This window comes from Rossellomorea sp. NPDC071047, from assembly GCF_050270195.1.
Lineage (GTDB): Bacteria > Bacillota > Bacilli > Bacillales > Bacillaceae_B > Rossellomorea.
Map to the genome: position 1 here is coordinate 16036 of NZ_JBNNJT010000005.1, position 26725 is coordinate 42760.

At 41.8% G+C, this 26725-nt stretch carries 28 protein-coding genes; 22 read left to right on the forward strand and 6 right to left on the reverse strand.

The features are described from left to right. The first annotated feature begins 25 nt into the window (after positions 1 to 25). Positions 26 to 499: a tRNA (uridine(34)/cytosine(34)/5-carboxymethylaminomethyluridine(34)-2'-O)-methyltransferase TrmL gene (gene trmL / locus ACQKFO_RS16695; RefSeq protein ID WP_113971500.1), complete on the forward strand. Its 474-nt coding sequence runs from the start codon at positions 26 to 28 to the stop codon at positions 497 to 499. Between the two features lie 87 nt (positions 500 to 586). After that, positions 587 to 1336 carry an oxygen-insensitive NADPH nitroreductase gene (gene nfsA, locus ACQKFO_RS16700; RefSeq protein WP_427600014.1) on the forward strand — a complete coding sequence of 250 codons (750 nt, stop codon included), beginning with the start codon at positions 587 to 589 and terminating at the stop codon, positions 1334 to 1336. 70 nt (positions 1337 to 1406) lie between these two features. Here the strand turns inward: nfsA and ACQKFO_RS16705 are convergent, their stop codons facing one another. Next, entirely contained in the window at positions 1407 to 2312 is a 906-nt protein-coding gene (locus tag ACQKFO_RS16705) for a LysR family transcriptional regulator (RefSeq protein WP_427600015.1), read from the reverse strand. Positions 2313 to 2402: 90 nt separating this feature from the next. On the opposite strand from ACQKFO_RS16705, the gene ACQKFO_RS16710 reads away from it, so the two are divergent. The 14 genes from ACQKFO_RS16710 (at position 2403) to ACQKFO_RS16775 (ending at position 14586) form a co-directional block, all read left to right on the forward strand. Further along, positions 2403 to 3080, forward strand: coding sequence for an ankyrin repeat domain-containing protein (locus ACQKFO_RS16710; protein WP_427600016.1), 678 nt, complete (start codon positions 2403 to 2405; stop codon positions 3078 to 3080). Then, positions 3077 to 4366, forward strand: a complete 1290-nt coding sequence (locus tag ACQKFO_RS16715) for a purine/pyrimidine permease (RefSeq protein WP_427600017.1) — start codon at positions 3077 to 3079, stop codon at positions 4364 to 4366. The genes ACQKFO_RS16710 and ACQKFO_RS16715 overlap by 4 nt, the downstream gene beginning before the upstream one ends. 399 nt (positions 4367 to 4765) lie before the next feature. Continuing rightward, positions 4766 to 6661 carry a PrkA family serine protein kinase gene (locus tag ACQKFO_RS16720; RefSeq protein WP_044337899.1) on the forward strand — a complete coding sequence of 632 codons (1896 nt, stop codon included), beginning with the start codon at positions 4766 to 4768 and terminating at the stop codon, positions 6659 to 6661. A gap of 99 nt (positions 6662 to 6760) precedes the next feature. Beyond that, complete coding sequence (locus ACQKFO_RS16725) at positions 6761 to 6943, forward strand: hypothetical protein (protein WP_397553184.1); 183 nt, start codon at positions 6761 to 6763, stop codon at positions 6941 to 6943. Between the two features lie 78 nt (positions 6944 to 7021). Continuing rightward, positions 7022 to 7195 (forward strand): hypothetical protein, encoded by a 174-nt coding sequence (locus tag ACQKFO_RS16730; RefSeq protein WP_149154994.1) that lies wholly within the window; start codon positions 7022 to 7024, stop codon positions 7193 to 7195. A 265-nt stretch (positions 7196 to 7460) separates the two neighbouring features. Then, positions 7461 to 8621, forward strand: coding sequence for a sporulation protein YhbH (yhbH, locus tag ACQKFO_RS16735; RefSeq protein ID WP_427600294.1), 1161 nt, complete (start codon positions 7461 to 7463; stop codon positions 8619 to 8621). A 140-nt stretch (positions 8622 to 8761) separates the two neighbouring features. Next, positions 8762 to 9253, forward strand: coding sequence for an STAS domain-containing protein (locus tag ACQKFO_RS16740; RefSeq protein ID WP_427600018.1), 492 nt, complete (start codon positions 8762 to 8764; stop codon positions 9251 to 9253). Positions 9254 to 9365: 112 nt separating this feature from the next. Then, a complete protein-coding gene (locus ACQKFO_RS16745) occupies positions 9366 to 10082 on the forward strand; it encodes a DUF421 domain-containing protein (RefSeq protein ID WP_427600019.1) in 717 nt (238 codons plus the stop codon). A 61-nt stretch (positions 10083 to 10143) separates the two neighbouring features. Further along, positions 10144 to 10881, forward strand: coding sequence for an alpha/beta hydrolase (locus ACQKFO_RS16750; protein WP_427600020.1), 738 nt, complete (start codon positions 10144 to 10146; stop codon positions 10879 to 10881). Positions 10882 to 10994: 113 nt separating this feature from the next. Continuing rightward, positions 10995 to 11291 carry a YciI family protein gene (locus ACQKFO_RS16755; protein ID WP_427600021.1) on the forward strand — a complete coding sequence of 99 codons (297 nt, stop codon included), beginning with the start codon at positions 10995 to 10997 and terminating at the stop codon, positions 11289 to 11291. A gap of 35 nt (positions 11292 to 11326) precedes the next feature. After that, positions 11327 to 12346 (forward strand): phosphotransferase enzyme family protein, encoded by a 1020-nt coding sequence (locus ACQKFO_RS16760; protein ID WP_427600022.1) that lies wholly within the window; start codon positions 11327 to 11329, stop codon positions 12344 to 12346. 320 nt (positions 12347 to 12666) lie between these two features. After that, on the forward strand, positions 12667 to 13473 hold the full coding sequence (proC, locus tag ACQKFO_RS16765; protein WP_427600023.1) for a pyrroline-5-carboxylate reductase: 807 nt from the start codon (positions 12667 to 12669) through the stop codon (positions 13471 to 13473). Between the two features lie 72 nt (positions 13474 to 13545). Continuing rightward, a complete protein-coding gene (locus ACQKFO_RS16770) occupies positions 13546 to 13971 on the forward strand; it encodes a MarR family winged helix-turn-helix transcriptional regulator (RefSeq protein ID WP_427600024.1) in 426 nt (141 codons plus the stop codon). Between the two features lie 75 nt (positions 13972 to 14046). Beyond that, the gene (locus ACQKFO_RS16775) at positions 14047 to 14586 is read left to right on the forward strand and encodes an NAD(P)H-dependent oxidoreductase (RefSeq protein ID WP_427600025.1); all 540 of its coding nucleotides are present in this window, start codon (positions 14047 to 14049) and stop codon (positions 14584 to 14586) included. A gap of 155 nt (positions 14587 to 14741) precedes the next feature. Here ACQKFO_RS16775 and ACQKFO_RS16780 read toward each other — a convergent pair whose 3' ends face one another. The 3 genes from ACQKFO_RS16780 to ACQKFO_RS16790 form a co-directional block, all read right to left on the reverse strand. Beyond that, positions 14742 to 15395, reverse strand: coding sequence for an SIMPL domain-containing protein (locus tag ACQKFO_RS16780; RefSeq protein ID WP_427600026.1), 654 nt, complete (start codon positions 15393 to 15395; stop codon positions 14742 to 14744). Positions 15396 to 15403: 8 nt separating this feature from the next. Then, positions 15404 to 15850, reverse strand: a complete 447-nt coding sequence (locus ACQKFO_RS16785) for a transporter (RefSeq protein WP_427600027.1) — start codon at positions 15848 to 15850, stop codon at positions 15404 to 15406. An 88-nt stretch (positions 15851 to 15938) separates the two neighbouring features. Then, on the reverse strand, positions 15939 to 16889 hold the full coding sequence (locus tag ACQKFO_RS16790; protein ID WP_427600028.1) for an L-lactate dehydrogenase: 951 nt from the start codon (positions 16887 to 16889) through the stop codon (positions 15939 to 15941). A gap of 299 nt (positions 16890 to 17188) precedes the next feature. On the opposite strand from ACQKFO_RS16790, the gene ACQKFO_RS16795 reads away from it, so the two are divergent. The 3 genes from ACQKFO_RS16795 to ACQKFO_RS16805 all read left to right on the forward strand — a co-directional run bounded on the left by ACQKFO_RS16795 (position 17189) and on the right by ACQKFO_RS16805 (position 18888). Then, a complete protein-coding gene (locus ACQKFO_RS16795) occupies positions 17189 to 17725 on the forward strand; it encodes a GNAT family N-acetyltransferase (protein WP_427600029.1) in 537 nt (178 codons plus the stop codon). A 15-nt stretch (positions 17726 to 17740) separates the two neighbouring features. Then, positions 17741 to 18226: a tetratricopeptide repeat protein gene (locus ACQKFO_RS16800; protein ID WP_427600030.1), complete on the forward strand. Its 486-nt coding sequence runs from the start codon at positions 17741 to 17743 to the stop codon at positions 18224 to 18226. A 71-nt stretch (positions 18227 to 18297) separates the two neighbouring features. Then, complete coding sequence (locus tag ACQKFO_RS16805) at positions 18298 to 18888, forward strand: histidine phosphatase family protein (protein WP_427600295.1); 591 nt, start codon at positions 18298 to 18300, stop codon at positions 18886 to 18888. Between the two features lie 26 nt (positions 18889 to 18914). Here the strand turns inward: ACQKFO_RS16805 and ACQKFO_RS16810 are convergent, their stop codons facing one another. Continuing rightward, positions 18915 to 20216 (reverse strand): NCS2 family permease, encoded by a 1302-nt coding sequence (locus ACQKFO_RS16810; protein ID WP_149155006.1) that lies wholly within the window; start codon positions 20214 to 20216, stop codon positions 18915 to 18917. 244 nt (positions 20217 to 20460) lie between these two features. On the opposite strand from ACQKFO_RS16810, the gene ACQKFO_RS16815 reads away from it, so the two are divergent. The 3 genes from ACQKFO_RS16815 (at position 20461) to cydC (ending at position 25940) form a co-directional block, all read left to right on the forward strand. Next, entirely contained in the window at positions 20461 to 22104 is a 1644-nt protein-coding gene (locus ACQKFO_RS16815) for a M20/M25/M40 family metallo-hydrolase (protein ID WP_427600031.1), read from the forward strand. 387 nt (positions 22105 to 22491) lie between these two features. Continuing rightward, complete coding sequence (cydD, locus tag ACQKFO_RS16820; protein ID WP_427600032.1) at positions 22492 to 24222, forward strand: thiol reductant ABC exporter subunit CydD; 1731 nt, start codon at positions 22492 to 22494, stop codon at positions 24220 to 24222. Continuing rightward, positions 24222 to 25940: a thiol reductant ABC exporter subunit CydC gene (cydC, locus tag ACQKFO_RS16825; RefSeq protein ID WP_427600296.1), complete on the forward strand. Its 1719-nt coding sequence runs from the start codon at positions 24222 to 24224 to the stop codon at positions 25938 to 25940. The genes cydD and cydC overlap by 1 nt, the downstream gene beginning before the upstream one ends. 47 nt (positions 25941 to 25987) lie before the next feature. Here the strand turns inward: cydC and ACQKFO_RS16830 are convergent, their stop codons facing one another. Beyond that, on the reverse strand, positions 25988 to 26599 hold the full coding sequence (locus ACQKFO_RS16830) for a nitroreductase family protein (protein ID WP_427600033.1): 612 nt from the start codon (positions 26597 to 26599) through the stop codon (positions 25988 to 25990). Positions 26600 to 26725 lie beyond the last annotated feature (126 nt).

Here is a 26725-nt window from a genome sequence, read left to right on the forward strand (position 1 = left end):
GTTTTATGAATGAGGTGACAGTAACATGGGAGTACATGTTGTATTATATCAACCGGAAATCCCTGCTAATACAGGGAATATTGCTAGAACGTGTGCAGCAACGGATACAACTCTGCACTTGATTCGTCCACTCGGGTTCTCAACAGATGATAAAATGTTAAAGCGGGCAGGCCTTGATTATTGGCAGTTTGTAAACATTGTATACTATGATTCAATTGAAGAGTTCTTCGAGAAAAATGACGGCGGAGAATTTTTCTATTTAACAAAATACGGAAAGATCCCTCACACTGACTTTGATTACAGTGTGGAAGAGAAGGATTACTTCTTCATTTTTGGCAGGGAAACATCCGGACTGCCGGATGACATCATCCAAAATAATTTGGATCGTGCCCTGCGCATACCAATGAACGAAAACGTCCGTTCATTGAACCTTTCCAATACAGCGGCGATTCTGATCTATGAAGCATTAAGACAAAGAAATTATCCGGGTCTGTTATAAAAAACGAGGAATGAGAATCATATGATTTTCATTCCTTTTTTTATTTGGCTTATACTAAGGGAAAGAATGTGAAGGAGAGAGTACATAATGAACGAAACCATTGAAACGATTCTTAAGCATCGATCCATTCGTCATTTCAAGAATGAGCTATTAACAGAGGAGCAAATCCGTACAATTGTCTCGAGTGCCCAAGCTGCGAGTACGTCGAGTTATATTCAAGCATATACAATCATCGGAGTGAAGGACACTGCTAAAAAGAAGAAGTTGGCGGAGCTTGCCGGTCCACAATCATATGTAGAGGAAAACGGTCATTTCTTTGTATTTTGTGCCGATTTGTACCGCCACGAGAAAATAGGTGAATGGGAAAATGCAGATGTCATTCCTACACTGGAAAGCACGGAGAAATTCATGGTGGCTTTGATTGATGCTTCACTAGCGGCTCAAAATGCGTCCATTGCCGCAGAATCGATGGGATTGGGCATTTGCTATATTGGAGGAATTCGAAATGATCTGGAATCAGTGAGTGAACTCCTGGAGCTTCCTCATCGGGTCATTCCTTTATTCGGGCTGGCTGTCGGTATCCCTCGAGGAAGTTCTGATGTGAAGCCGAGGTTGCCAATGGAAGCCGTTTATCATGAGGATTCATATCAACGTGATGAAGGGTCCATGAAAGAGGAACTTGATCGTTATGACGAAACCATCTCTTCCTATTATCATGCACGAACGGCGGGCAAACGATCGGATCGATGGACGGAGCAAATGGCCAACATGCTTTCAGGGAAGAAGCGCATGTATATGAAGGAATTTATAGAGAAGAAGGGATTCAATAAAAGGTAGATCTCTATAGTCCAGATAAAGAAACTTGGAAAAAGCCCGAAAGGATCAAATCCTTTTCGGGCTTTTTTTCCTAATTTATCTCCAAAAGCTCAATCTGAAAGTGTTCTGTGACTAACCGGATAAATTCTTTCGTTGTCTTAGGCAGATAGAAGTCTCTTTTCCATACGATTCCGTAGCTTGCGTTGTTCATGTTCTCAATTTCCACCAGTTGAACATCTTTATGCTTAAATACTTGCAAAGCACTATGGGGAACGATGGAGGAAGCGAATCCTTGTTCTACAAGATTGGCAAGGAGGACGGTATCCGAACATTCTGCCTTTACATTTGGAGTCAACCCGATTGAAATAAATGACTGGACAATCATTTCGTACAAGCCCAAACTTTGTGTACTGGGAAGGATTAATGGCTGATGAACAATATCCTCTAATGTAATCGTGTCTAGACTTAGAGTAGGAACACTCGTAATGTAGTAAAATGGCTCATCCTGAAGGACCACCTTCGCCATATTGTCTGCTGAAAAGGGCATTCGGATCAGTGCAGCATCAATCTCGCGTAATTCTAAAAGATGAATGAGCTGTGAGGATTCATTTTGATGAATATTATAAGTGATGTTCGGAAATTTCTTTTCATACTTTGCTAAAATATGTGGCAGATCAATGTCAGATAATGTATTTACACCAATCCTCAGCTTGCCTTTTTCTCCTGAACCAATTTCTTTCACTTCTGCCTCTGCAGCCTCCAGCAGCTTGATCATCTGATATGAATGCTGATAAAGGGCTTTACCGGCCTCTGTAATCACCAGTTTTCTCCCTTTCCGGTAAAACAGGCTCACACCGAGATTCTCTTCCATCGTGCGCAGCTGCTGACTTAGGGGTGGCTGAGACATATGTAGTCGTTTTGCTGCAGCAAGTATTGTTTTTTCTTCTACAATCGTCATGAAGTAACGCAGTTGTTTAAGGTCCAGAATGGAAATCACCTCTCTTATACAATAAATATATAATAATACAATTTAATAGATATTATTCATATATATCAAGACATGTTACCCTAAAAGTTGTTAGGGGGAGTGAAAATGAAGAAAATGCTCATGGCTATCTTTATCAGCACTCTGGCGGGATGTTCGTTCAATGCTCAAGAGGAGGAAAAAGAAGTGATTTTCACCTATATAAAAGAAGGATATATTGAAGAAGTTGAAACGTTAATTGATGAAGGTGCCGATATTAATCAACAGGATGCCCTCGGTAGAACGCCTGTAATGCTTGCGACGTATCAAAATAACCCGGATATGGTTCGTTTGCTTATTGATAAGGGAGCTGATATTCATTTAAAGGATGAATTAAAAAACAATCCCTTTCTGTATGCTGGTGCAGAAGGAATGAATGACATTCTGCTTCTCACGATCGAAGCAGGAGCAGATCCTGCTTTAGTAAATCGATATGGCGGAACCGCGCTTATTCCAGCAGCGGAAAAAGGCCACGGTGAGACCGTCAAACTTCTATTGGAAAAAACAAACGTCGATATCAATCATATAAATGACCTTGGCTGGACAGCCTTGATGGAAGCCATTGTATTGAGTGATGGAGGAAAGGTGCATCAAGAAATTATTGCCACATTAATCGAGTATGGTGCCGATGTAACGATACCTGATCAGGAAGGAAAATCACCCATTGAGCATGCCAGGGAAAGAGGTTTTGTTGAAATTGAGAAGATACTGCTTAAAGCCGGAGCGGTTAAAGTATCATGAAATACAAAGGGCAGTCCGTAAGAATAACCCTGCAAAGCTTTCAATGGCTCATGTTTTTGATCGGAACGTCGATTGCTCTTCCGATTGTAATTGGTAGTGTGTTTGGATTAAGTGAGACCGAGATATCAGGGTTAATGCAAAGAACGCTTTTCCTGGTTGCTCTCGGCTCCATTCTTCAGAAAGTAATTGGACATTCCCTTCCGATTATTGAAGGACCGGCTGGATCCTGGGTAAGTGTCTTTGTTATTTTGGCTGGCTTTTCTAAGCAAATTGGCCTGTCGGTTGAAGAATCACTATCACTTGGCATGGGCTCACTTGCTTTAGCAGGATGTATACTGATTCTCATGGGATTAGTGAAAAACAAATCATTTTACGAAAGAGTATTTCCACCTTTAGTTTCAGGTGTTTTTTTGTTTCTTCTAGCGATTCAGCTTAGTGGCATCTTTTTTAAAGGGATGATCGTACAAGAAGAAGGAAGCGTTGATTGGAAACTGACGATGCTTGCCATATTCGTTTTTGTCTTTATTGTGATTCTGTCAATTAAAGCAAAAGGATGGGGAAAGCAGTTTTCCCTCTTAATCGGTATCATCATTGGCTGGGGTGTGTTCGCCCTGTTGGGTGGTGCTTCCATCCCTATTGGACAGAGGGATCTTAGTGGCGTAGCTTTCCCAGAACTATTTTCATGGGGACCACCTGCAATCAATGGTAATATCATCACTGCGACTATTCTGTTTTCTTTTACGCTGATTCTAAACAATATTGCAGCCATTGATTCGATGTATGAGGTATTTGATGGAAAGAAAATCAATAAACAAGACAGTATAAGAAGAGGCTTTGTCGTCGGAGGAATCAATCATTGGTTATCGTCCATTTTTTCTGCTCTTGCCATTGTGCCTTTGCCGGTTACATCAGGTTTCGTACAAACTACGAAACAAAGAAATGGTCTTCCATTTCTTATAGCAGCAGGCAGTTTATTACTTATATCCTTTATGCCACAAGTGGTGCATGTAGTGTCCACTTTGCCTGTAGCCGTCGCGAGTGCAGCATTGCTTTCGACAATTGTGAATATGTTTATCATTTCATTAAAAAAGATTACTTCTAATAAGTTGAATCAAAGGGAGTTATCAATCATTAGTATTTCACTTTTGTGCGGCACAAGTCTCTTCTTTCAATCTCCGGATTTTTTCGAAGATCTTCCGAGTTCACTTCAAATTGTAATGAGTAATGGTTTGATTGTCGGAACAATTGTGGTGATTGGTCTTAATTTAATATGGCGCAATAACTAAAAAAACTGGCCAAGGCCAGTTTTTTTAGTTTATGAATTAGTTGGAGCCGGGTTTATCATTATATCCAGCAGTGAAAATCGCTACTAAGAACGCTAAAGATACACCTATAATCATTATAGTACCCATGTTTGGTAACCTCCCAGTTTCACTTATTCCACAGTCTGTCTTTAGTATAGCCTATTTTTTATTTGATGTGAATGAAATCGTTTAATTTTTTGTTGATCTGTGACAGCTTGGCTGATTGATAATGAAACCATTATTTTTCGAAAGTCTCATTCTGCTGTTTATTGTGAATACCGAACCATTGTATGTAATAAATATATCTTGTTAACATGTTCAGGTGAACAAGCGCATAGAGTATATTAATCGTCTCTCATTAAGCGACAGGGGGAGGTCCTTATGGATATTTTAAAAAAAATCGAACATTACCGAGAAGAAGAAGAGAAACTGAAATGGGAAGGGACGTTTGCTCAGTATTTAGACCTGCTGAAAGAGAAGCCTTGGGTTGGGCAATCCGCTCATTCAAGAGTCTTTAATATGATTAAGGATGCCGGAGTTGAGGAGGTCGAGGGGAAACGAAAGTATAAATTCTTCAGCAATCAATTATTTGGCTTAGAAGAGGCGCTGGAAAGACTCGTTGAAGAATACTTTCATCCTGCTGCGAAGCGATTAGATGTCAGAAAGAGAATCTTGTTACTGATGGGGCCAGTCAGTGGAGGGAAATCAACCCTTGTTTCCATGCTGAAACGCGGGCTGGAACAATATTCCCGGACTGAAAGAGGAGGCGTCTTTTCAATCAAAGGCTGCCCGATGCACGAAGATCCATTGCATCTGATTCCTCAACATTTACGTGAAGATTTTTACAACGAATATGGCATTCGCATTGAAGGAAATCTCTCTCCGTTAAATACTATGCGTTTGGAGAAAGAGTATCATGGCCGTATAGAAGACGTTCAGGTCGAAAGAGTCTTTTTCTCTGAAGATAAACGTGTCGGAATCGGTACGTTCAGTCCATCTGATCCAAAGTCACAGGATATTGCCGATTTAACAGGAAGTATCGACTTCTCCACGATTGCCGAATTTGGTTCTGAATCAGACCCACGGGCTTACCGATTTGATGGGGAATTAAATAAAGCAAACCGTGGATTGATGGAATTCCAGGAAATGCTGAAGTGTGATGAAAAGTTCTTATGGCACTTATTATCCCTTACCCAGGAAGGAAACTTCAAGGCCGGGCGGTTTGCACTAATTTCGGCTGATGAGCTGATTGTGGCCCATACGAATGAAACTGAGTACCGATCCTTCATTTCAAACAAAAAAAATGAAGCCTTACACTCACGTATTATCGTCATGCCGGTTCCATATAACCTGAAGGTAACCCAGGAAGAGAAAATATATGAGAAAATGATCAACGAAAGTGATGTGTCGAATGTCCATGTGGCCCCACATACGTTACGGGTAGCGGCGATGTTTACCATTTTGACCCGATTGAAGGAACCTAAACGCGGTGATATCGATTTGATCAAGAAGATGCGCCTGTACGACGGGGAAAATGTCGAAGGCTTTAATTCTGCAGATGTGGATGAGATGAAGAAGGAATACCAGGATGAAGGAATGAGCGGAATCGATCCGCGTTATGTCATTAACCGAATTTCGTCTACGATCATTCGAAAAGAGATACCGACGATTAACGCGTTAGATGTTCTTCGTGCATTGAAAGAAGGACTGGACCAACACCCATCAATTACGAATGAACTTCGTGATAAGTATTTGAACTTTATCTCCCTCGCCCGTAAGGAATATGATGATATCGCCAAGAAAGAAGTTCAAAAAGCCTTCGTGTACTCTTATGAAGAGTCTGCGAAAACACTTATGGATAACTATCTTGATAACGTTGAAGCTTATTGCAATAAGGCAAAGCTTCATGATCCATTGACCGGTGAAGAAATCAATCCGGATGAAAAGCTGATGCGCTCCATTGAAGAACAAATCGGTATTTCAGAAAATGCGAAGAAAGCATTCCGTGAAGAAATCCTTATCCGTATCTCTGCCTATGCCCGTAAAGGTAAGCGATTTGACTACAATTCACATGATCGCTTGAGAGAAGCCATTCAGAAGAAGCTATTCGCTGACTTGAAGGACGTTGTGAAAATCACGACATCATCGAAAACGCCAGACGAACAGCAGCTGAAGAAAGTCAACGAAGTGGTTGCCCGCCTCATCGATGAGCATGGCTACAACTCAACATCCGCCAATGAATTACTGCGCTATGTGGGTAGCCTGTTGAATCGATAATAGAAATGAAATCGGGAGGTGCCAAACACACCTCCCGATTTTTCTATGTGGTTTATTTTTTCTGGTAAAGGGAAAAGTAGTAGCCAAGAGGTGAAAGTTATGAGCAAAAATAAACATGAACTGGATAAAAACTATGAACCTGAAAATGGCTCCATGGCATCTGATATGGAAGAAATGGAGCAGCTGGGAAAGCAAATGGACAAGCTAAGAACGAATGAAGAGCTGAAAGAGGACAAAAAGCAGCCGGATCCTGTTCAATATAAAGAAAAAGACAAGGAATAGTTGACGGAAAACTCTGAATATAATAGTCTATAGATAGAGAGCTGGGCCCATTATCTTACATGAAAGTGGGTGGAGAGGATGTCTTCTAAACCTCATCGTCGAGAAGAAGCAGAACCTCTTAACGGAAGTATGGCCTCCAATATGGAGGAAGTCATTAAGCTAGGGAAGCAGATGGAAAAATTACGTTCCAGTGGCGAATTAAAGATACACAATCGAGTATCAGACCCGGCTCAATATGAAGAAGAAGCTTAATCAGGTGATTCTGCCTGGTTATTTTTTTTGGAGGAAATCGGTCATTCACGGTTATTACATAACCTGTCAGAAAAATAGGCTCGTCCAACCTTAAAAGAACGTTTAATTGTCGAAATTATTTGTAAATTTATCAATACTTCTGCATAGGATAGAGTAATCCCCGTTTCACTTCATGGGATATATGCAGTTTAGACAGTCAACATAGTGTATGCAGGAGAATGAAGAAATGTGAAAAAACTTTAAGGAGGGGAATAATTTGAGTCAAATGGATAATCATCAGTTTGTCATTTCCAAGGAAGATTGGGCCCTCCACCGCAAAGGTCACGATGATCAACAAAGACATCAAGAGAAAGTACAGGATGCGATTCGAAATAACTTACCTGATTTGATCACTGAAGAAAACATTGTCATGTCAAATGGTCGAGACGTCGTCAAGATCCCGATTCGTTCTTTAGATGAGTATAAAATTCGTTATAACTATGATAAGAATAAGCACGTCGGGCAAGGTGACGGTGAAAGTCAGGTAGGAGACGTCATTGCAAGAGACGGCTCACCGCAGCAACAGGGTCCTGGAAAAGGTCAAGGGGCCGGAGATAAAGCCGGTGAAGATTACTATGAAGCAGAAGTGTCGATGCTTGAGATTGAAGAAGCCTTATTTAGCCAATTGGAGCTTCCGAACCTGAAGAAGAAGGAGCAAGATGTTCAAACCGTCGAGCACATTGAATTCAACGATATCCGTAAAACAGGCCTAATGGGGAATATAGATAAAAAGAAGACGATGATGACTGCCTTTAAGAGGAATGCCATGAAAGGAGCACCAAGCTTTCATCCGATATATACCGAAGACTTGAAGTTTAGAACGTGGAATGAAGTATTGAAGCCTGAATCCAAAGCGGTCGTATTGGCTATGATGGATACGAGTGGATCCATGGGAGTATGGGAGAAATATATGGCAAGAAGCTTTTTCTTCTGGATGACACGTTTTCTGAGAACAAAATATGAAACCGTAGAAATTGAATTCATCGCACATCATACCGAGGCCAAAGTGGTATCAGAAGAACACTTCTTCTCGAAAGGGGAAAGCGGTGGAACCATCTGTTCATCTGCTTATCGCAAAGCGTTGGAACTAATCGATGGAAAGTATGCTCCTAGCCGCTATAATATTTATCCGTTCCATTTCTCTGATGGGGATAACCTGACTTCTGATAACGTACGATGCGTGAAGCTTGTAGAAGAATTAATGAAAGTATCCAGCATGTTCGGTTACGGGGAAGTGAACCAGTATAACCGCCACTCCACCTTGATGTCAGCCTACAAAAATATTAAAAACGACGATTTCCGTTATTACATTCTCAAACAAAAAGCCGATGTATTCCATGCCATGAAAAGTTTCTTCCATAATGAGCAGGAAAAAGCATTCGCTTGAGAAAAACCAGCCGATGAGGCTGGTTTTTCACTGTCAACTACTTATCTACTTACATATGAAAATATTAGGTTATTCTGTATGCATAGTGCTAGAATAGAGAGAGGTACTTTTAAAACATTCTATAAGCGGTGAGGTTTATCATGACAGATGAAAAGCAAGAAATTCAACAACTAAAGAATGAAATTAAAGAATTAAAAGAACAACTGAGTCAATCAGAACAACTGATTATGGATATTTCAGCACCTATCATCCCCTCCATCGTCCCGGAAACCATCTTGATCCCCATTACCGGCAGACTTAGCCCGGAACGTTTTGAAAGGATCATTTCCAAGATATTAGACGTCTCGTACGGAGGAGATATCAACACAATCATTGTAGATTTCTCAGCCATATCAGAGAAAGAAATCGGTGAAATGGACATTTTCGGCACTTATATCCATAACATGGCCAAGGCAATTGGATTAATGGGAATCGAAACCCTATTTGTCGGATTTACACCTGCGCTTACTCAAGTGATGATCAATTCAGGAGTGAGAGAGCTTAAAGGGATTAAAAGCTTCCTCACATTCCGGACAGCTTTGCAATATTTGATGAGCGAAAAGGAAATTACATTCCAGAAGATAAATGAGTAAAAGTACCAGCCTATTCGGTTGGTTCTTTTTATTTATAAGCAAACAACCTTCATGTTTGTTCTGTGATAGGGGAAACTATCCCTATCAGACTCAAAAAGGATTTGAATAGTTCATGGTTGATTTTAAAGACTTAGGTATCGTGGCATTAAGAATTTTTACAATACTTCCATTTATGATTTTTGTCACATTATATATGGGGAAACGTTCCATTGGGGAGTTGCCGGTATTTGATTTTCTAGTGGTCCTCGTGTTTGGTTCTGTTGTAGGAGCGGATATTGCAGACCCAGACATCAAACATATCCATACCATCGTCGCAATGATTCTGATCGGCATATTACAAAAAATCTTGACTAAAATGAAAATCTCTTCTCGAAAAGTAGGTAAATTGCTTTCATTTGAACCTACTGTGGTCATTGAAAACGGTCAGGTTCTAAAAGAAGACTTAAAGAAAACCGGTTACACGATTGATAATATTCTGATGCTTCTTCGGGAGAAAGAGGTATTCTCATTGCAAGATGTGGAGATAGGAATCATTGAATCGAATGGGAGTTTATCGATAAATAAGGTCCCCCCTAAACAAACTCTTACAGTGGAGGATGCGGGAGTGATGAAGCGAACGAGCCTTGCATTTCCTCTTATTGTAGATGGCGTACTGCATACGGGTGTTCTAGAAAAGTTAAACGTGGAGGAAAAATGGGTTCGGGATGAATTGAGAAGAGAAGGATTCACGGCAATCCATGAGGTATTCTATGCCTCTATCAATGTAAGAAAAGAAATCCATATCGTGAAAACAACTGATATTCATACGTATCCTCATTTTTTTAACTGAGCATTCATAAAAGAAAAGAGCTGTAGTGTAGAGTATACTAAAAGTAAAAAAGGTGATCCCTGTGAAAAAGATACTCAAATGGACTGCCATTGTTCTTATTGCAGTTGTCCTAATAGGTGGCCTTGGATTTTACTTCTGGTCAGAACAAACGTATACAGCTACGGAAGAACTAATAAAAACAATCAAAATCGAAGAGGATCCATTAATTGAAGAAAAAAAAGACTGGCTTATTTTTAATCCCGAGGAATCTAACAGCAAGGGCCTTATTCTATATCCAGGAGCAAAGGTCGAAATCGAGGCTTACGGGTACTTAGGGAAGTCGCTTTCCGAAAAGGGATACACAGTGGTCATTCCAAGGATGCCCTTTCATATCGCTTTTTTTGGTGTTGGTGAATCTGAAAAGATAATAGAAAGTTTTGATGAAGAGCTTGATTGGTATGTGTCAGGTCACTCATTGGGTGGTGTAGCCGCTGCTACATACGCGTATGATCATCAAGATGAGATAAAAGGGGTGATTTTCCTCGCCTCTTATCCAACAAGCTCAACTGATTTTTCAGGAAGCGATGTTCCTTTTCTAAGCATCTTCGCAGAGAATGATGGGCTTACTACAAAGGATGATATTGAAGAAAGTAAAAAAATATTGCCGCAATCAACGGCCTTCCACCAAATCGAAGGGGGAAACCATGCAGGCTTCGGAATGTACGGGAAGCAAAAAGGGGATCTTGAAGCATATATCTCACCAAAGGACCAGCAAGATGAAATCATTCGGACGATGGATGAATGGTTAAAGGAACATTGATTTCATTATTATGAAAGCTGCTGAGTAGACTTAGCAGCTTTTTTTGTATGCAAAGATAAAGGAATCCTGATGTGGAAGGTAGTATATATAAAATAGAAGGAGGTACGATTCAGATGGAATTTATCTATGTATTAAAGCTTGTCCCGGATTTACATAAAGAAGAAAATTGGACGTCCGCGGATGAAGATATTGTTCAACAACACTTCCAGAGGCTTAAAGAATTCACGGAAGCAGGGGTGGTAATCCTTGCCGGCAGAACATTGAATGAAGAAGAAAATGCTTTTGGAATCGTTATTTTTGAAGCGGAAGATGAGGAAATGGCCAAAGCGTTCATGAAGGAAGATCCTGCGGTAAATGAAGGAATCATGATTGCCGAGCTGTTCCCTTACAGAGTGGCCCTTTCGAGATAGGAAATCAATTCTGAAATAGAGTAGGAGAAGGTACGATGGAAAAGTGGATAGAAGAGCTTTTTACAGAGGAACTATTGTCTGAAGCTTCCTTACGATATGGCTGTAATACTGCTCAAGCGAAGAAACTTGGAGACTTTGAAAACTATGTGTATGAGGTGCATAAGGGGGAAACTCCCTATATCCTCCGCCTCACTCACAGTTCTCATCGTTCAGAAAGAGAAGTGGAAGCTGAACTGAAATGGATTAACTACTTACATAAACAAGGAGTGAATGTATCATTAGTCAACCACTCTGATAAAGGAAAGCTCGTAGAAGTCATCAAAGCAGGAGATACGTATTTCTATGTGTGCTTGTTTGATAAAGCTCCAGGAAATCCTGTGAAAGTGAATGATCCGTTATTCGATGAAGAACTATTTTATAAATGGGGGAAAATAACAGGACATATGCACAGGGTAACAAAGGCATACGGGGAGGATGGCATCCACCGTCTTCGCTGGGATCAGGACGATGTACTGGACTATAAGAAATATTTATCTGAAGAAGACAGGTACATCCTTGATGCTGGTCAAAAAAACATGGAGGCGATTAGAAGATTTGTGGAAACCAAAGATACTTTTGGGCTCATTCACTCTGACATCCATCCAGGGAACTTTTTTTACCATGAGGGTGATCTTCATGTGTTTGACTTCGACGATAGTACACAGTTCTTTTTTATAAGTGACGTTGCCATACCTTTATACTATTCCGTGTGGTGGAAACATCGTAATGAGAACTTAGATATTCGAAGCCAATTTGGTGGTAAGTTTCTCGTTTCATTTTTAAAAGGATATTTGACAGAGTGTGATTTAGAAGAAGAGTGGGTAGAACGAATCCCCCATTTTCTCCTGCTCAGGGATTTAACACTGTATTCTGTTTTCCATAAAAAATGGGATCTTGAGAATTTATCCGAGGTCGAGGAGTCGCTTCTTTCTCAGATCAGGGAAAGGTTGCTCCATGATGAACCAATCCTCGACCTGGACTACGGTGAAATTTTTGAAAAAGCGAGGGCTAAATGATTTGGGCACTACTTATTACAGGTGTGATTATCGGATTAATAGTCCGTCTTATGAGAACCACCTTTAAGAGTGGATATGGGATGTCTGAGGACTTATTTGATCAACCTCAGTATATGAAGACATGCAATCATTGTCATAGGAAGATCCCAAAGGATTATCAAAAATCTCTTTGTCCTCATTGCGGGAAGCTGGTGGAATGATGGAAAGGTTTGAAGGATTTCTCCTTTGAGCCTTTTTTTTATGACGTTTAATTTTATATGAGGAGATAAATTTGGTATGATGCTAAAGACTATTTACATACAAACTTATGAGGTGAAGAAATGGATAAAACCATTGGATTTATTGGTTGCGGAAATATGGCACAAGCGATTATGGGCGGGATATTGAAATCCGGTTTGGTGGATGATCATTCGGTTAAAGCGAGCGCCAGAACTCATGAAACGCTGGATAAAGTAGCACGGGAATTTGGAGTTGGGGTTACAAGTGATAATAATAGTGTAGCAACGTTTTCGGATATAGTGTTTTTATCAGTGAAACCTGACCAATATCGGAACATTATCGAATCGATCAAGGATTCCTTGAAAGAGGATGCCATCATCATTACCATTGCAGCAGGCATCACCATTGATTGGATGGAGAGTCAGCTTTCTGAATCAATGAAAATTGTCCGGACCATGCCTAATACCCCCTCTCTTGTGGGAGAAGGTATGACGGCCTATTGTGTAAATAATGAAGTAACGGAAGAAGATCTTGAAGATGTACAAGCCATTTTAGAAAGCTTCGGAAAGGCTGAAATGGTAGAGGAAAGCCTGATGGATGCCATTCCGGCAGTAAGCGGATCTTCTCCCGCGTATGTGTTTATGTTCATAGAAGCACTGGCTGATGGAGCGGTTCTGCAAGGCATTCCCCGCAAGCAGGCTTATCAGCTTGCATCGCAGGCTGTACTTGGAGCAGCCAAAATGGTTCTCGAAACGGGCACTCACCCAGGAGAACTGAAGGATGCCGTTTGCTCACCAGGAGGAGCAACGATAGAAGCGGTATCAGCTCTGGAGAAGAATAATTTTAAAGGAGCCATATTAACGGCTATGGAAGCATGCAGCCGTAAATCGAAGTCCCTGGGTGAGTAGAGTGGAAAGCATTGACAAATCCTCAAGACTGGTGTAGTTTGTACATACAAACATGAACGGAGGTCGAGGAGAGTGGAAGATCAATTCTGTAACTGTCTTTATTTCTCTGCGAATCACTTGGCAAGAATGATGAACAAGATGGCGGAGGAAGAGTTTGCGCCGATCGGCTTGTCTCCCACATATGCATTTTTGTTGATGACCTTAAAGGATAAAGATGGTTTAACACAAAAAGAGCTTAGCGGAGCTTTGAATATCGCTCCTTCAACAAGTACCCGATTTGTAGATAAATTAGAAATGAAGGGGCTTGTTACACGTAAGAACAAAGGGAAGTTGGCGATCATCGCCCTGACGGATAAAGGCTATAGCATGCAGGATGACATTTCGAAGTGTTGGAAGAACCTGTTTAAACGCTATGCAGAAATCATGGGTGAGGAGCAGGCACGTAAGTTGACTCGTGATGTGAATGAAGCGAATTTAATATTGGAAAATAAAAAATAAATTTTTTTAGTTTATTAGTTGTATGTACAAACAAACGATGATATTATTTGTATATACAAATAAGGAGTGATAGAAATGAAAACACTAGTTTTAGTAGGACATCCAAATTTACAAGAATCAAGAATGAACAAAGCCTGGACAGAACGTTTGGAAAAAGAAGAGAGCGTTACTGTGCATAATTTATATAAGGAATATCCAAACATGGATATTGACGTGGAGAGAGAACAAAATCTTTTGTTAGAACATGACCGAATCGTCTTCCAATTCCCATTCTTCTGGTACAGTACACCAGCGATTCTAAAAGAATGGCAGGATAAGGTGCTGGAATACGGTTGGGCTTATGGGGCAGAGGGCACGAAGCTTCACGGAAAAGAATTCTTGGTTGTAACCTCAACCGGCGGTCCTGCAGGTGCATATCGATCAGGAGGATTCAATCACTATTCCATGAGCGAACTGCTGAAACCACTGCAGGCTACTGCTAACTTAACGGGAATGGCATTCCTGCCTGCTTATGTTGAGCATGGGGTTAGAGTGTTGAGTGATGATGAAGTGGTTGCGTCTGTCGAGAGAGTAGTAGCTCATGTAGTAAATCCGGAGTTGAAGTTCGGGAGATAGTTAGGGGAGCTCATTCGTTTTAGGGATGGGCTCTTTAGTATTATTACTGAGTGGAGAGATTAAGATGCAGTGTGGATAAAAGTGGAAATTGAGGTCCGTCCCTCTCAACTTTATTCAAACTGCCAAAGTATTGGTATACTTTGACAGTTTGTTGTTTATCGGGTTTGGTATTCTACTGTCAAGATGGCAGTGACGCCGATTTGTCCTGGTTGCACGGTTGTACTTTCTTCAGCGGCTTTCACAAATCCAGTTGTTACAAAGGGGGTGACCATCGGGCTTGATTGCTCTGTGATGGACTTTGGCTGGGGACTTAGCTGTTGCCCCGATTGGCTCGATAATGTGAGTGCTTTTTGGTATGCCTTTTGATAGGCCAAAGCAAGGGCTGACTGATAGGATTCGATAGGATTTGAATTGACAAATTGAATGTTTTCTACCCGATTCGCTCCGCTTTTAATAGCATCATCCATAATCGTACCCACTTTTTCAATATCTTTTATAGTAACGCGAAATACTTGGCGAACCTCATATCCTGTAAAAATTTGTTTACCGTCCTCATAGTTGTACTGTGGGAATACTTGATAGGTGGAGGTTTGGATATCTTTTTCTGACACACCGTTATTTAATAGTGATTGAACGACTTGAGTGGACTGTTGCTGGTTCTGGTTTTGTGCCGCTTCAAGTTCTTCATCTTTAGTGACAACGCCGATAGAGACGATGGCTTGATCAGGATCCACATAAAGTGTATGCTCACCCGTTACAGTAATCGTCCCATTGGTGTTGCTGGTTCTATAGTAAGGATATGGATACATGGGTAAACCTACACGCAGGTAAAGGATTCAATTTTATCTAAATCGATACCAAAGTAAACCCATGTGAATCCGATCCATCTCCATCCGGCGATGGAACGGCGCCCAACAAAGACAGGATAAAACCAGAACGCATCTCTTCGTAACCAAATATACGTGTAGCGGAATAAACATCTTCTGATGGCACCAGGGTCTACTGCAAAGACACTCGGTCCGCCTTGTGTTCCTTGCATCGCCGTTTTTTGTGGTTGGAAGTTCGGTGGTGGTCCGGGTGGTGGTTGATTTTGTCCGCCTTGCCCGCCTCCAGGTGGTGGTGAGCTTGGTGCACCTTGTCCTCCACCAGGAAAGCCAGGAATGCCTGGAAAGCCGCCACCTGATCCTTGACCTCCACCAGGAAATCCGGGGAACCCGCTACCTCCCCCAGGAAAACCGGGGAATAGTTGTCTGTGATCGTACATAGAAGAACCTCCTCATAAAGATTTCTCTTTATCATATGAGGAGGTCCAATGGGCGTGCGTGTCTATTCATTTTAACGAAGGGAGTAAATCAAGAATCCATCGCTTTTTTCATCACATTTTTTAGCGTCTCTGCAGAGTGGGCGAATTGAGTTCTTTCTTTGTCATTTAACGGAAGCTCGACGACTTTTCTGATGCCCTCACCATTAATGATGGCGGGGACCCCGATGTATATGTCCTCCTGATCATATTCTCCTTCAAGGAGGGCAGAAACGGTTAATATGCTATTTTCATTGTTAAAGATAGCTTTGGTAATCCTGGCAAGACCCATGGCAATGCCGTAATAAGTTGCGCCTTTCCGTTCAATGATGTGATAGGCTGCATCTCTTACATTGACGAATATATCATCGAGCTGTTTCTGCACGTCATCCTGGTGGAGATCAATCAACTCACTTAAATGACTTGCACCTACAGTCGTGTGGCTCCAAACTGGAAACTCCGTGTCGCCGTGTTCTCCCATAATATAGGCGTGAATATTCCGTGTATCAATATCAAAATGCTCTCCGACTAAGTAGCGAAGTCTTGCTGTATCTAGGATCGTTCCTGAGCCGATGACTCTTTCTTTCGGAAGACCGGAAAACTTCCACGTTGCATACGTTAAGATGTCGACAGGATTCGTCGCCACAAGGAAAATGCCATTGAATCCACTATTCATGACAGAGTCTACAATGTTTTTAAAGATTTTCACATTCTTTTCCACCAGGTCCAGACGGGTTTCACCCGGCTGCTGGTTCGCTCCTGCCGTAATTACGACCAAGTCGGCATCTTTACAGTCACTGTAATCTCCTGCAGATATTTTCATAGGGGAGGCGAATGCAAGACCATGATTTAAATCACGTGCGTCTCCGTCAGCTTTCTCCTTATTCAAATCAATCATCACAAGTTCATGTGCGATTCCTTGATTAAGGAGAGCAAAGGCATAACTTGAACCAACAAATCCTGTACCGATTAAAGCTACTTTGTTTGTGCATTTGATTGTCATACGTCATCACCTATTCATGAGTTTTTTTGCATCATACACAACAATGTTCATTTTCAAAGAAATGTAATGGGGGATGAAAGATTTTTAGTAAGTGTATTGTGAAATTATTCACAACCAAATGATAACATGAAACATACAGATTTTCTACTCATGAATTCAGATAAATACTTAAATGTGAATTATTTCACAAATTTTTCAAACAATGGACAGACCCAGGTCCGTCCCTCAAATAAAAAAAGGGTTTTTTCTAATATGTGATGAATGTATAGAGGAAGAGGAGAGTTATGGGAGGTGTGTGTATGAATGTCAGGAGTGGGGATTTATATATCCGTCGGTTAGAGGAGGAGGATAAATACACGTTGGCAAGGTGGTTGCAGGATCCAGTGGTGCTGGAGTTTTATGAAGGGAGGGACTGCCCATTTACTCTTCAGATGGTGGAGGAGAAGTTCCTGGCAGAGAGGGACGTCTTAGGTTGTCTGGTTGAGTACGAGGGGAATGAAATCGGTTATCTCCAGTATTATCAGCTAGATGAAGAAACAATGATACGATATGGTTACACGAATTTAGATGAAGTGATTTACGGTACGGATCAATTTATCGGAGAAGCGACATATTGGAACAGGGGAGTAGGGACGAAACTCATTCGAGCTGTAGTAGAGTACTTGCTCAAGAAGGAGGGTGTCCACCGACTCGTGGTGGATCCCATGACTTGGAACACCAGAGCGATCCGATGCTATGAGAAATGTGGATATAGTAAAGCAAGAATACTGCGGGAGCATGAGCTTCATGAAGGCGAATATCATGATTCCTGGTTGATGGAGTTCATTCCCGAGTAAATGGGAGACTGTAAAATGAAAAGAAAAATAGAAGAAGCCATTGCATTGAGAGAGTCGGGAGAATACGCAGCCTCCATTGAAAGGTGGAAGCGATTGATTGGGGAAGAACCAGATAATGGTTTTCTGCATTACCAATGTGCATGGACCCATGACACAATGGGACTAGAAAGTGAAGCCGTTCCTTATTACGAAAGTTCGATTCAATTGGGACTGGATGATAAAGATTTACAAGGCGCATATCTTGGATTAGGGAGTACATATCGGACATTGGGAGAGTATGAAAAAAGCAAATCGGTTTTCAAGAAAGGAATCGGACGATTTCCTGAAAATAAAGCGTTGACGGTCTTTTATTCCATGACGCTCTATAATCTGAACGAACACAGTCAAGCAATGGAGCTACTGCTGACATGCATTGGAGAAACGTCACAAGACCCCACCATTGAAGCTTATAAAAAGGCGATAACATTTTATGCTGGCCAATTGGACGCGGTGTGGAAATAAGGGTAGCTGTTTTGCATGACAGCTCTTTTTTTTTGTGGCCGAAAAATAAGAAGGAGTGAATGAAGTTGGCAATAACTCAACTGTATCTCGTGAGGCATGCTCACTCGGAATACACCCCCGAGGAATTAACCAGGCCCCTATCTGAGAAAGGTATGGTGGAGGCTGAGCATGTAACAGAATTATTAAAGAAGGAAAAGATCGATGCGGTATGTTCCAGTCCGTACAAAAGGGCGGTGGAAACCGTTGAAGGAATAGCCCATTACATTGATCAAGAGATCAACATTTATGAGGAGATAAGAGAACGGACTCTATCAAGTAAACCTGTTCAAAACTTTGATGAGGCAATCTCATTGGTGTGGGAGGATCCTGCTTTTTCCTTGGAAGGTGGAGAGTCGAATCTCACCGCTCAAAAAAGGGGCGTACAAGGGATATTTAAGATCATTGAAGAATATAATGGGAAAAACGTAGTGATTGGAACACACGGTAATATCATGGTTCTGATCATGAGTTACTTTGATCCTCAATATGATATACGATTTTGGAGAAGGCTTGAAATGCCGGATGTATATTGTTTAACTTTTGATGACAAAAATCTAAAAAGCGTCAATAGAATATGGACACAACCAGCTGAATTTGCACCAGAAAAAGACCGTTCATTATGAACGGTCTTTCGAGTATCTATATCGAGTTAATGAGGCAGGAATGCCAGCTGATAGAAGAACAGGACAGCAAAGATGTACACGAGTGGATGTACCTGTTTCCATTGCCCTTTCACTACCTTTAATAAAGGATAAGATATGAATCCGAGAGCTATCCCTGTTGCGATGCTTGATGTTAACGGCATGCTAAGAATGATTAAAAATGCAGGGAAGGCTTCATCTAATTGATCCCATTTAATATGAGAAATGCTCCCCATCATTAAGCTTCCTACGATGATAAGGGCAGGAGCTGTAATGGCTGAGATTCCTGATACGGCACTTACAAGAGGACCGAAGAATGCAGCAGCGATGAACAGGATAGAAACCGTTAATGTTGTCAATCCTGTTCTTCCTCCAGCAGAGACACCGGCTGAAGATTCAATATAAGCGGACGTAGGACTCGTACCAAACATCGCCCCGACAGTCGTTGCAATGGAATCCGCCAATAGTGCTTCACGTGCTCTTGGCATCGTGTTGCCCTTCATAAGACCTGCTTGTTGTGCCACTCCGATCATCGTTCCCGTTGTGTCAAAGATCGTTACAAGTAAGAATGAGAACACAACGGCATATAACCCGTATTGAAATACATCGGCAAATGCTGTAAGGGGATTTGATACGATCAATCCTTCTGGAAGATGTGGGAGAGCCACAAACCCTTCTTTAAATGATAATTCTCCAGTAAAGAAGGCAACGAGACCAGTGACAATCATTCCGATAAACAATGCACCATGGACACGTAAGACCATAAGGATAAGGGTGACCGCCAATCCGATTAACGCTAAGATTGCTGAAGATGAATGAAGATCCCCCAGCTGTACTAAATTCGTTGGATGAGCTTGGATAAGTCCTGTCAGTCGTAATCCAATAAAAGCAATGAACAAACCGATTCCTGCGGTGATGCCGTGCTTTAGATTTTGTGGAATGGCTTCGATCAATTTTTTTCTGAATGGTGTTAATGAAAGAATGATAAAGATGATTCCTGCTACAAAAACGGCAGAGAATGCAACGATATAAGAAATGTCATCATTCGCCCCTACTACAGAGTAGGTGAAGTAAGCATTCAATCCCATCCCTGGTGCAATGGCGATCGGGTAGTTTGCGAACAAGGCCATCCATAACGTTCCGGCTACGGCTGAAATAATGGTTGCTAAGAAGACTTGATCAAATGGCACACCTGCATCGGCTAAAATAATAGGATTGACAACGACAATGTAAACCATCGTTAGAAATGTAGTAATTCCTGCCAGTATTTCAGTTTTTGGATTAGTGCCGTGTTCCTTTAATTTAAACATCGTAATACCTCCAATAAAAACGAACATTAAAAACGCGCAACTTCTATAATATTCGGTAATAGATCGAATTTCAATAGAAAGGTATGAAATTTTTTTAAGAAATAATCCTGAAACCCCTTCCAAACCCCTTGCATTTTCGATAAGATGTTATCAATTATAGAAGAATCAGTCTCTATAATGCCCAGCAAATAAACGATTAACCACGCATAAGCTGACATTTCTCAAGGAAAGGAGCGGTACTAACGTGTATACACAATTAAAAAACAAATCAATCTCCGAGCAGATTGAGCTCATAACACGATCTTTAGTCGCTCTGAAAAGCTATAATGGAACAATTGGTGAAAGTGAAAAAGCCCGATATATATATGAAATGATTTCTTCATTTCCTTACTTTCAAGAGCATCCTGATCGAGTCTGGCTCCAAGAAGTCCCGAATGATCCGACAGGAAGGAAAAACGTGTTTGCTCTCGTGAAAGGAACGTCTTCGAAAACTGTATTATTCCATGCCCACTATGATACGGTGGGGACGGATGATTATGGGGCACTTCAAGATATGGCTCATGATCCCGACTTTCTCCAGAAGTTCTTTATGGACTATGAAGGAGAGGAAAAGGTGAGAGAAGACGCCCTCTCTGGAAACTGGCTGTTTGGAAGAGGGGCATTGGATATGCAGAGCGGGATTGCCGTACACATGGCGAATCTGTTGAACTATACGGGCCAGGAAACGCCAGATGGGCATTTACTCTTCCTATTTAATGGTGATGAAGAAAGTGAACACGCCGGAATGATTGCAGCTTTAAGTGATCTCTATCGTTTGAAAAAAGAGGGCTTTGACTATTTGGCCGCGATCAATACCGATTTCATTTCTCCGATCTATGATGGGGACTGTAAGCGATATATTTACACGGGAGCTGCAGGAAAGCTCCTGCCAAGCTTTTATATATATGGAAGAGAAGCGCATGTAGGGGATGTTCTGACATCGATCGATCCTACTGTGATTGCTTCGAAGATCAATCTTGAAATCAATCAGAACCTGGATTACCTTGAGGATATACCTGGTGAATTCACCCTGCCGCCATCTTGTTTGTACTTCAAAGATGACAAGCATACGTATAATGTTCAGACCCCTCTGAGCGCTTCTCTTTACTTCAATTACTTTGTATACGAGAGGACTGCCCGGGAAGTGCTCTACGATATGAAGAAGGCAGCATTAAAGGCAGTGAGTGAATTGGAAGAACGCAGTAAAAGGCAGTTTGAGCAATATCGGAGCTATCATGGATTCCCGGAAAGGGAGTTTTCATGGGAAGTGGAAGTGCTGACATTACGGGAGTATATCTTCTGGCTGAAGGAAAGAGGCATTGATCCCGATCCTGTCATGAAAAAGGTCTTTTATGATATGGAGGGGGAAGACAGAAGAACGATTGCATATGCCATGGTGGAAGCACTGCAGCATCTGGATCCTGATCGAACGCCCAGAGTGATCATTTTCTTCGCACCGCCATTTTTACCTCATAACTTTGTGAACGAGGAAAATGAGTATGGCAAGAGGGTAAGAGAAGCTTTAGGGAAATGCTTAAATGATATAGCCGAAGAAACCGGCGAAGAATTTGTGATAAAGCGGTTTTTCCCATATCTCGCAGACGGAAGCTTTCTTTCTCTTCATGAAGAAGACGAGGATATTGACGTATTCAAAAAGAATCTTCCATTGATCGATCAGTTGTTCCCTGTTCCCATCGACATGATCAGAAAACTCAACATCCCTTCTATTAATATCGGAGTTTATGGAAAAGATGGCCATCAGTGGACAGAGAGAGTATATAAACCATACACCTTCTCAGTGCTGCCGGAGATTATTCAGCGTGTTACGAAGGATTTATTGAAGATATAACAGGGGAAAATAGAGAGGACATTCGCTTAGCGATATGCCTCTCTATTTTTATTGATTGGAATTTAGTTTGTGCAGGTTTTCAATTATTGTAAAATGGCCGGATTAATAAAGATATCGGCTGGATATTCACCGGAATCGGCTGGATTATTGGTGGTTTCCGCAGGATTATACAGACAAATGACCGGATTACTGGCGATTTCGGCTGGATTCCTTAGGACATCAATGAAATACTAGACCATCCACGCCACATTCAAAACTAACTGGGTTCTGGAATTGTCACAAAAAGGTCAATCCTAAAAGATGCATTAAGGGAACAAGTCTACTATAATAGAGTTATTAATTTGTGAAACATTTCACTAACTTTTAACCTTGGAGTTGAGAAAAGGTATGAAAGAACTAAATAAATTGGCTAAGCAGCAGAGATCATCCATGATGACCCTCTACGGAACATCCCTATTAATGGGGGGAGTTGTGATTGGACAAGCCTACTTGCTGGTTAGCATTGTAGATAAAATGTTTATAGAGGGAGTGGAATTTCAAGACATTCTCCCAATGCTGGGTGCGTTGCTGATTATTTTAGTGGGGAGAGCAGCCCTCACATATGTAAATGGACGAACAGGAATCAGGATGGCTTCGATGGTGAAGAGCGACTTGAGAAAGCGGCTCTTGAACAAGTGGACAAAAAATCCACTGCAAGCGTCCATTCAAGGGCAGTCTGGACAAAAAGTCAGTACGATGATGGATGCTGTCGATGGGCTGGATGGGTATTACAGTCAGTACGTGCCCCAAAGAATCCAAACGACCTTCGTTCCGTTAATACTTTTAATCATCATTTTTACGGAGCATATATATACGGGTCTGATCATGGTCATAACGGCCCCGTTCATTCCCTTATTTATGGCGATTATCGGAGTGATGACAAAAAACAAATCCGAGAAGCAAATGGATAAGCTGACGGCTTTTTCCGGACGATTTCTCGATACACTGCAAGGATTGACTACCTTGAAGCTCCTTGGAAGAGGGGAACAACAGAAAGAAGGAATCCGTTCTGCCAGTCTTGACTTTCGTGAAGCCACGATGGAAGTGTTAAAGACAGCGTTCTTATCCTCCTTGATGTTAGAGTTTATTTCCATGTTAAGTATTGGACTGATTGCTCTTGAAGTAGGGCTCAGATTGGTCGTCTTTGAAAGCATTTCATTCTTCACCGCTTTCTTCGTTCTTGTGCTCGCCCCGGAATTCTATTTATCATTAAAAGAGCTTGGGCAAGCATTTCATACTGGCCGAGGAAGTATGGGGGCCGCGAAGAAAGTCATGGAGGAGCTTGAAGAAAAAGATCGACCTGTGCAATGGGGAGAGAAGGAACTCGTATCAAACGGGACTCCTGCCACAATTGAATTACGTAATGTCGGGTTTTCCTACGGTGATAATGGATTGGTTCTTCAATCCATTTCGGCGGCCATTCCTCCTTGTGGCCAGGTGGCGATTGTCGGTCAAAGTGGAGCAGGGAAAACAACGCTTCTTCATCTTTTAGCCGGACTTCTTGATCCTTCTGAAGGCGACATCGTGATTGATGGACTTTTGAGAAGTGAATATAGGGAAAGCGACTGGTTTGATCAACTGAGTTATATTTCTCAGAATCCGTATTTATTCTCAGGCACAATCTCAGAGAATATTGCGGTTGGAGGAAGAGAGGGCGTGACCAGGGAAGAGATCGAATACGCTGCTGAAAAAGCAGGAATCTCACAAATGATTGCAGGTCTCGATAAAGGGTTTGACACACCGATCGGTGAAGCGGGGAGAGGGCTGTCAGGAGGAGAGAAACAGCGTATTGCCTTAGCGAGGGCTTTTCTCAAGAAACCTTCTCTTATTCTTTTCGACGAACCGACAACAGGATTGGATCTTAAAACGGAGGGAATCCTTCAAGCCTCCATTCAGGAATTATCCGAGAATTCAACGGTGATTACGGTGGCTCACCGCCTGCATACAATTCGTGAAGCGGATCAAATTCTGTTCCTGGAAAATGGGGAATTAGCGGGTATAGGAAATCATGATGAGTTAATGAAGTCCTCTTCACGGTATCATGAGATGGTGACTGTACAGCAAGGAGTGAACATATGATGAAAGAGTTAGGATTTGTCGTAAAGCTGATGATGAAGGAAAAAAAGGATATTGTGTATTCTATTCTTTTTTGCTTCCTGGCTGGAATGACCTCTGTCGGATTATTTGCTTCAAGTGGTTATTTAATTTCTAAAGCGGCTTTGGAAGTACCTCTATACGCACTGACGGTAATGATTGCGCTCTTGAAGCTGTTCGGTTTTACAAAGGCGCTAAGCCGTTATGCAGAACGTTATTTTTCACATCGTGCTACTTTCACGATTCTTGCCAACTTACGGGTCTCGATTTATGAAACGATCGAGCCGTTAGCACCGGGGATTTTCGGGCGATACAGAAGTGGAGATCTTCTCTCAAGAATTGTCGGGGACGTAGAGAGCCTCCAAAATTTCTTTCTGAGGGTCTTTTATCCGCCGATCATTCTGGTGATGGTGTTCTTAAGTACGATTTTGTTTACGATGTTTTATTCTGTATCTGTTGCATTGATTCTTCTCGTGGGCCTTCTGCTGACGGGATTCGTCCTCCCTGTCCATTTTGCTCTTAAACAGAGAAAGATTGAAATGACCTTAAGAGAAAGAAGAGGGGAGTTGTCTACTGAGGTAACGGAATTTCTTTATGGATTCAGAGACCTGAAAATCTATCAGCGACTGGAGGATAAAGAGAGAAGCCTTGTTCATGCATCAACAGGCTATGTGAGTGAACAGGAACGTGAGGGTGTCCATTCCCTCTTTAGTCATTCAACCAATATCCTGGTCTCGCTTCTTATTTCATGGATCGTTTTAGCTGTAGGGGCATATTCGGTGGGATCAGGTCAAATGGACGGCCTATACCTTGCTATGCTAGTCATGATCTCACTAACCGTATTCGAAAACGCCACACCCATGGCAATCCTCCCCTCACACTATGAAGATTCCCGCAGAGCGGCAGCCAGGCTATCTTCTGTCCTACCCGAAGAGTGCATAGAGAGGGACGGACCTTCATTTAGCGGGAAACTTGACGGGAATGCTCCGTCCTTTCGCCTGAAGGATGTAAGCTTTTCCTTTGAGGGAGAGGAAAGAAAGGCATTGGATGGTGTGGATCTTGAGCTGCCTGCAGGTTCGAAAACCGCGATTGTAGGACCGTCGGGATCAGGGAAATCAACATTGCTTCAATTGTTATTAAACTTTTACTCAACGGATCAAGGATCGATTTTCGTGAATGATGCTTCAATTAAAGATATCGATAAAGAATCGTTGTGGGAGCATGCCAATGTGGTTCTTCAAGAAAATCATTTCTTCTATGGCACTATAAAGGATAATCTTATGCTGGTGCGTGACGGAGTGGCAGACGGGGTAATGGAATCAGCATTAGAAAAAGTGAAGCTGCGCCACCTTTCGTTAGAGGATCTTGTACTGGAAAGAGGAGAGAATCTTTCTGGAGGAGAAAAGCAACGATTGGCCATTGCAAGGACACTGCTGAAGGGGTCACCCTTATGGATGTTGGATGAACCGACATCTTCGGTTGATGCGTTGACGGAGAAGGAGATCTTTGACCATCTTTATACAGTAGCTGCAGGAGACACGTTGATTCTGATCTGTCATCGTTTAACCGGTCTTGAAAACATGGATCAAATCATCGTCATGGATCAAGGGAAGGTTGTAGAAGCAGGCAGTTTTGATGAACTCATGAGGAAAAAAGGCTACTTCTATGAAATGAAACAGATTGAAAAAAGCGTACTCTTTTAACAGACAGAAAAAGCCGCATCCCCTATGGATGTGGCTTTTTCATAGGTTTATTCCGCCCAATCAATTAAGTTGCGGATATCTAAACGATCTGATTTTCGTGCTTCTTGAAGTGGTTTTCCGATTGTAATCAGCATGATCGGGATATAACGGTCCGACACATTGAATTCGGAAACGAGAGCTGCCGGATTGAAACCGCCAATTGGGCAAGTATCCCAGCCTTTCGCTTTTGCTGCAAGCATGAATTGCATAGCGGCTAAGGAAGCGTTGCTGAAAGCGGCGTCTCTTGGATATTCATCGCGACTGTATGCACCGTCAATTTGTTTCTTCAGAATCTCTTTGATTTCTGCCGTCATTTCCCCTTTTTCAATGGCAGGATCGAAGACAGGATCGACATTCTTATTAGCTTCCAGGTCACCAAGTATAGCCACAACTGCAGAAGCATCATGTACCTGTTGCTGATGATATGCAATCGGAAGTAAGCGTTCTTGAATTTCTTTATGATCGAATACCAGGAACTTCCACTGTTGAAGGTTCCAGGCAGATGGTGCTTTTCCTGCTGTTTCGAGCAGGCTGACTAATTCCTCACGAGGGATCTCCACTTGAGGGTCGTATACTTTCGTTGAGCGTCGTTCATCGACGACTTGAAAGAAATTATCCATGATAAAGCCTCCTTGATGTTTAAAAAAGTGTTATAATATGGTATATAATTGTATGTTACTTACTTTTAGTAAGTGTATAAACAATATGAACAATATAACCGACGTTTTAGTATGCGTCAAGGGATA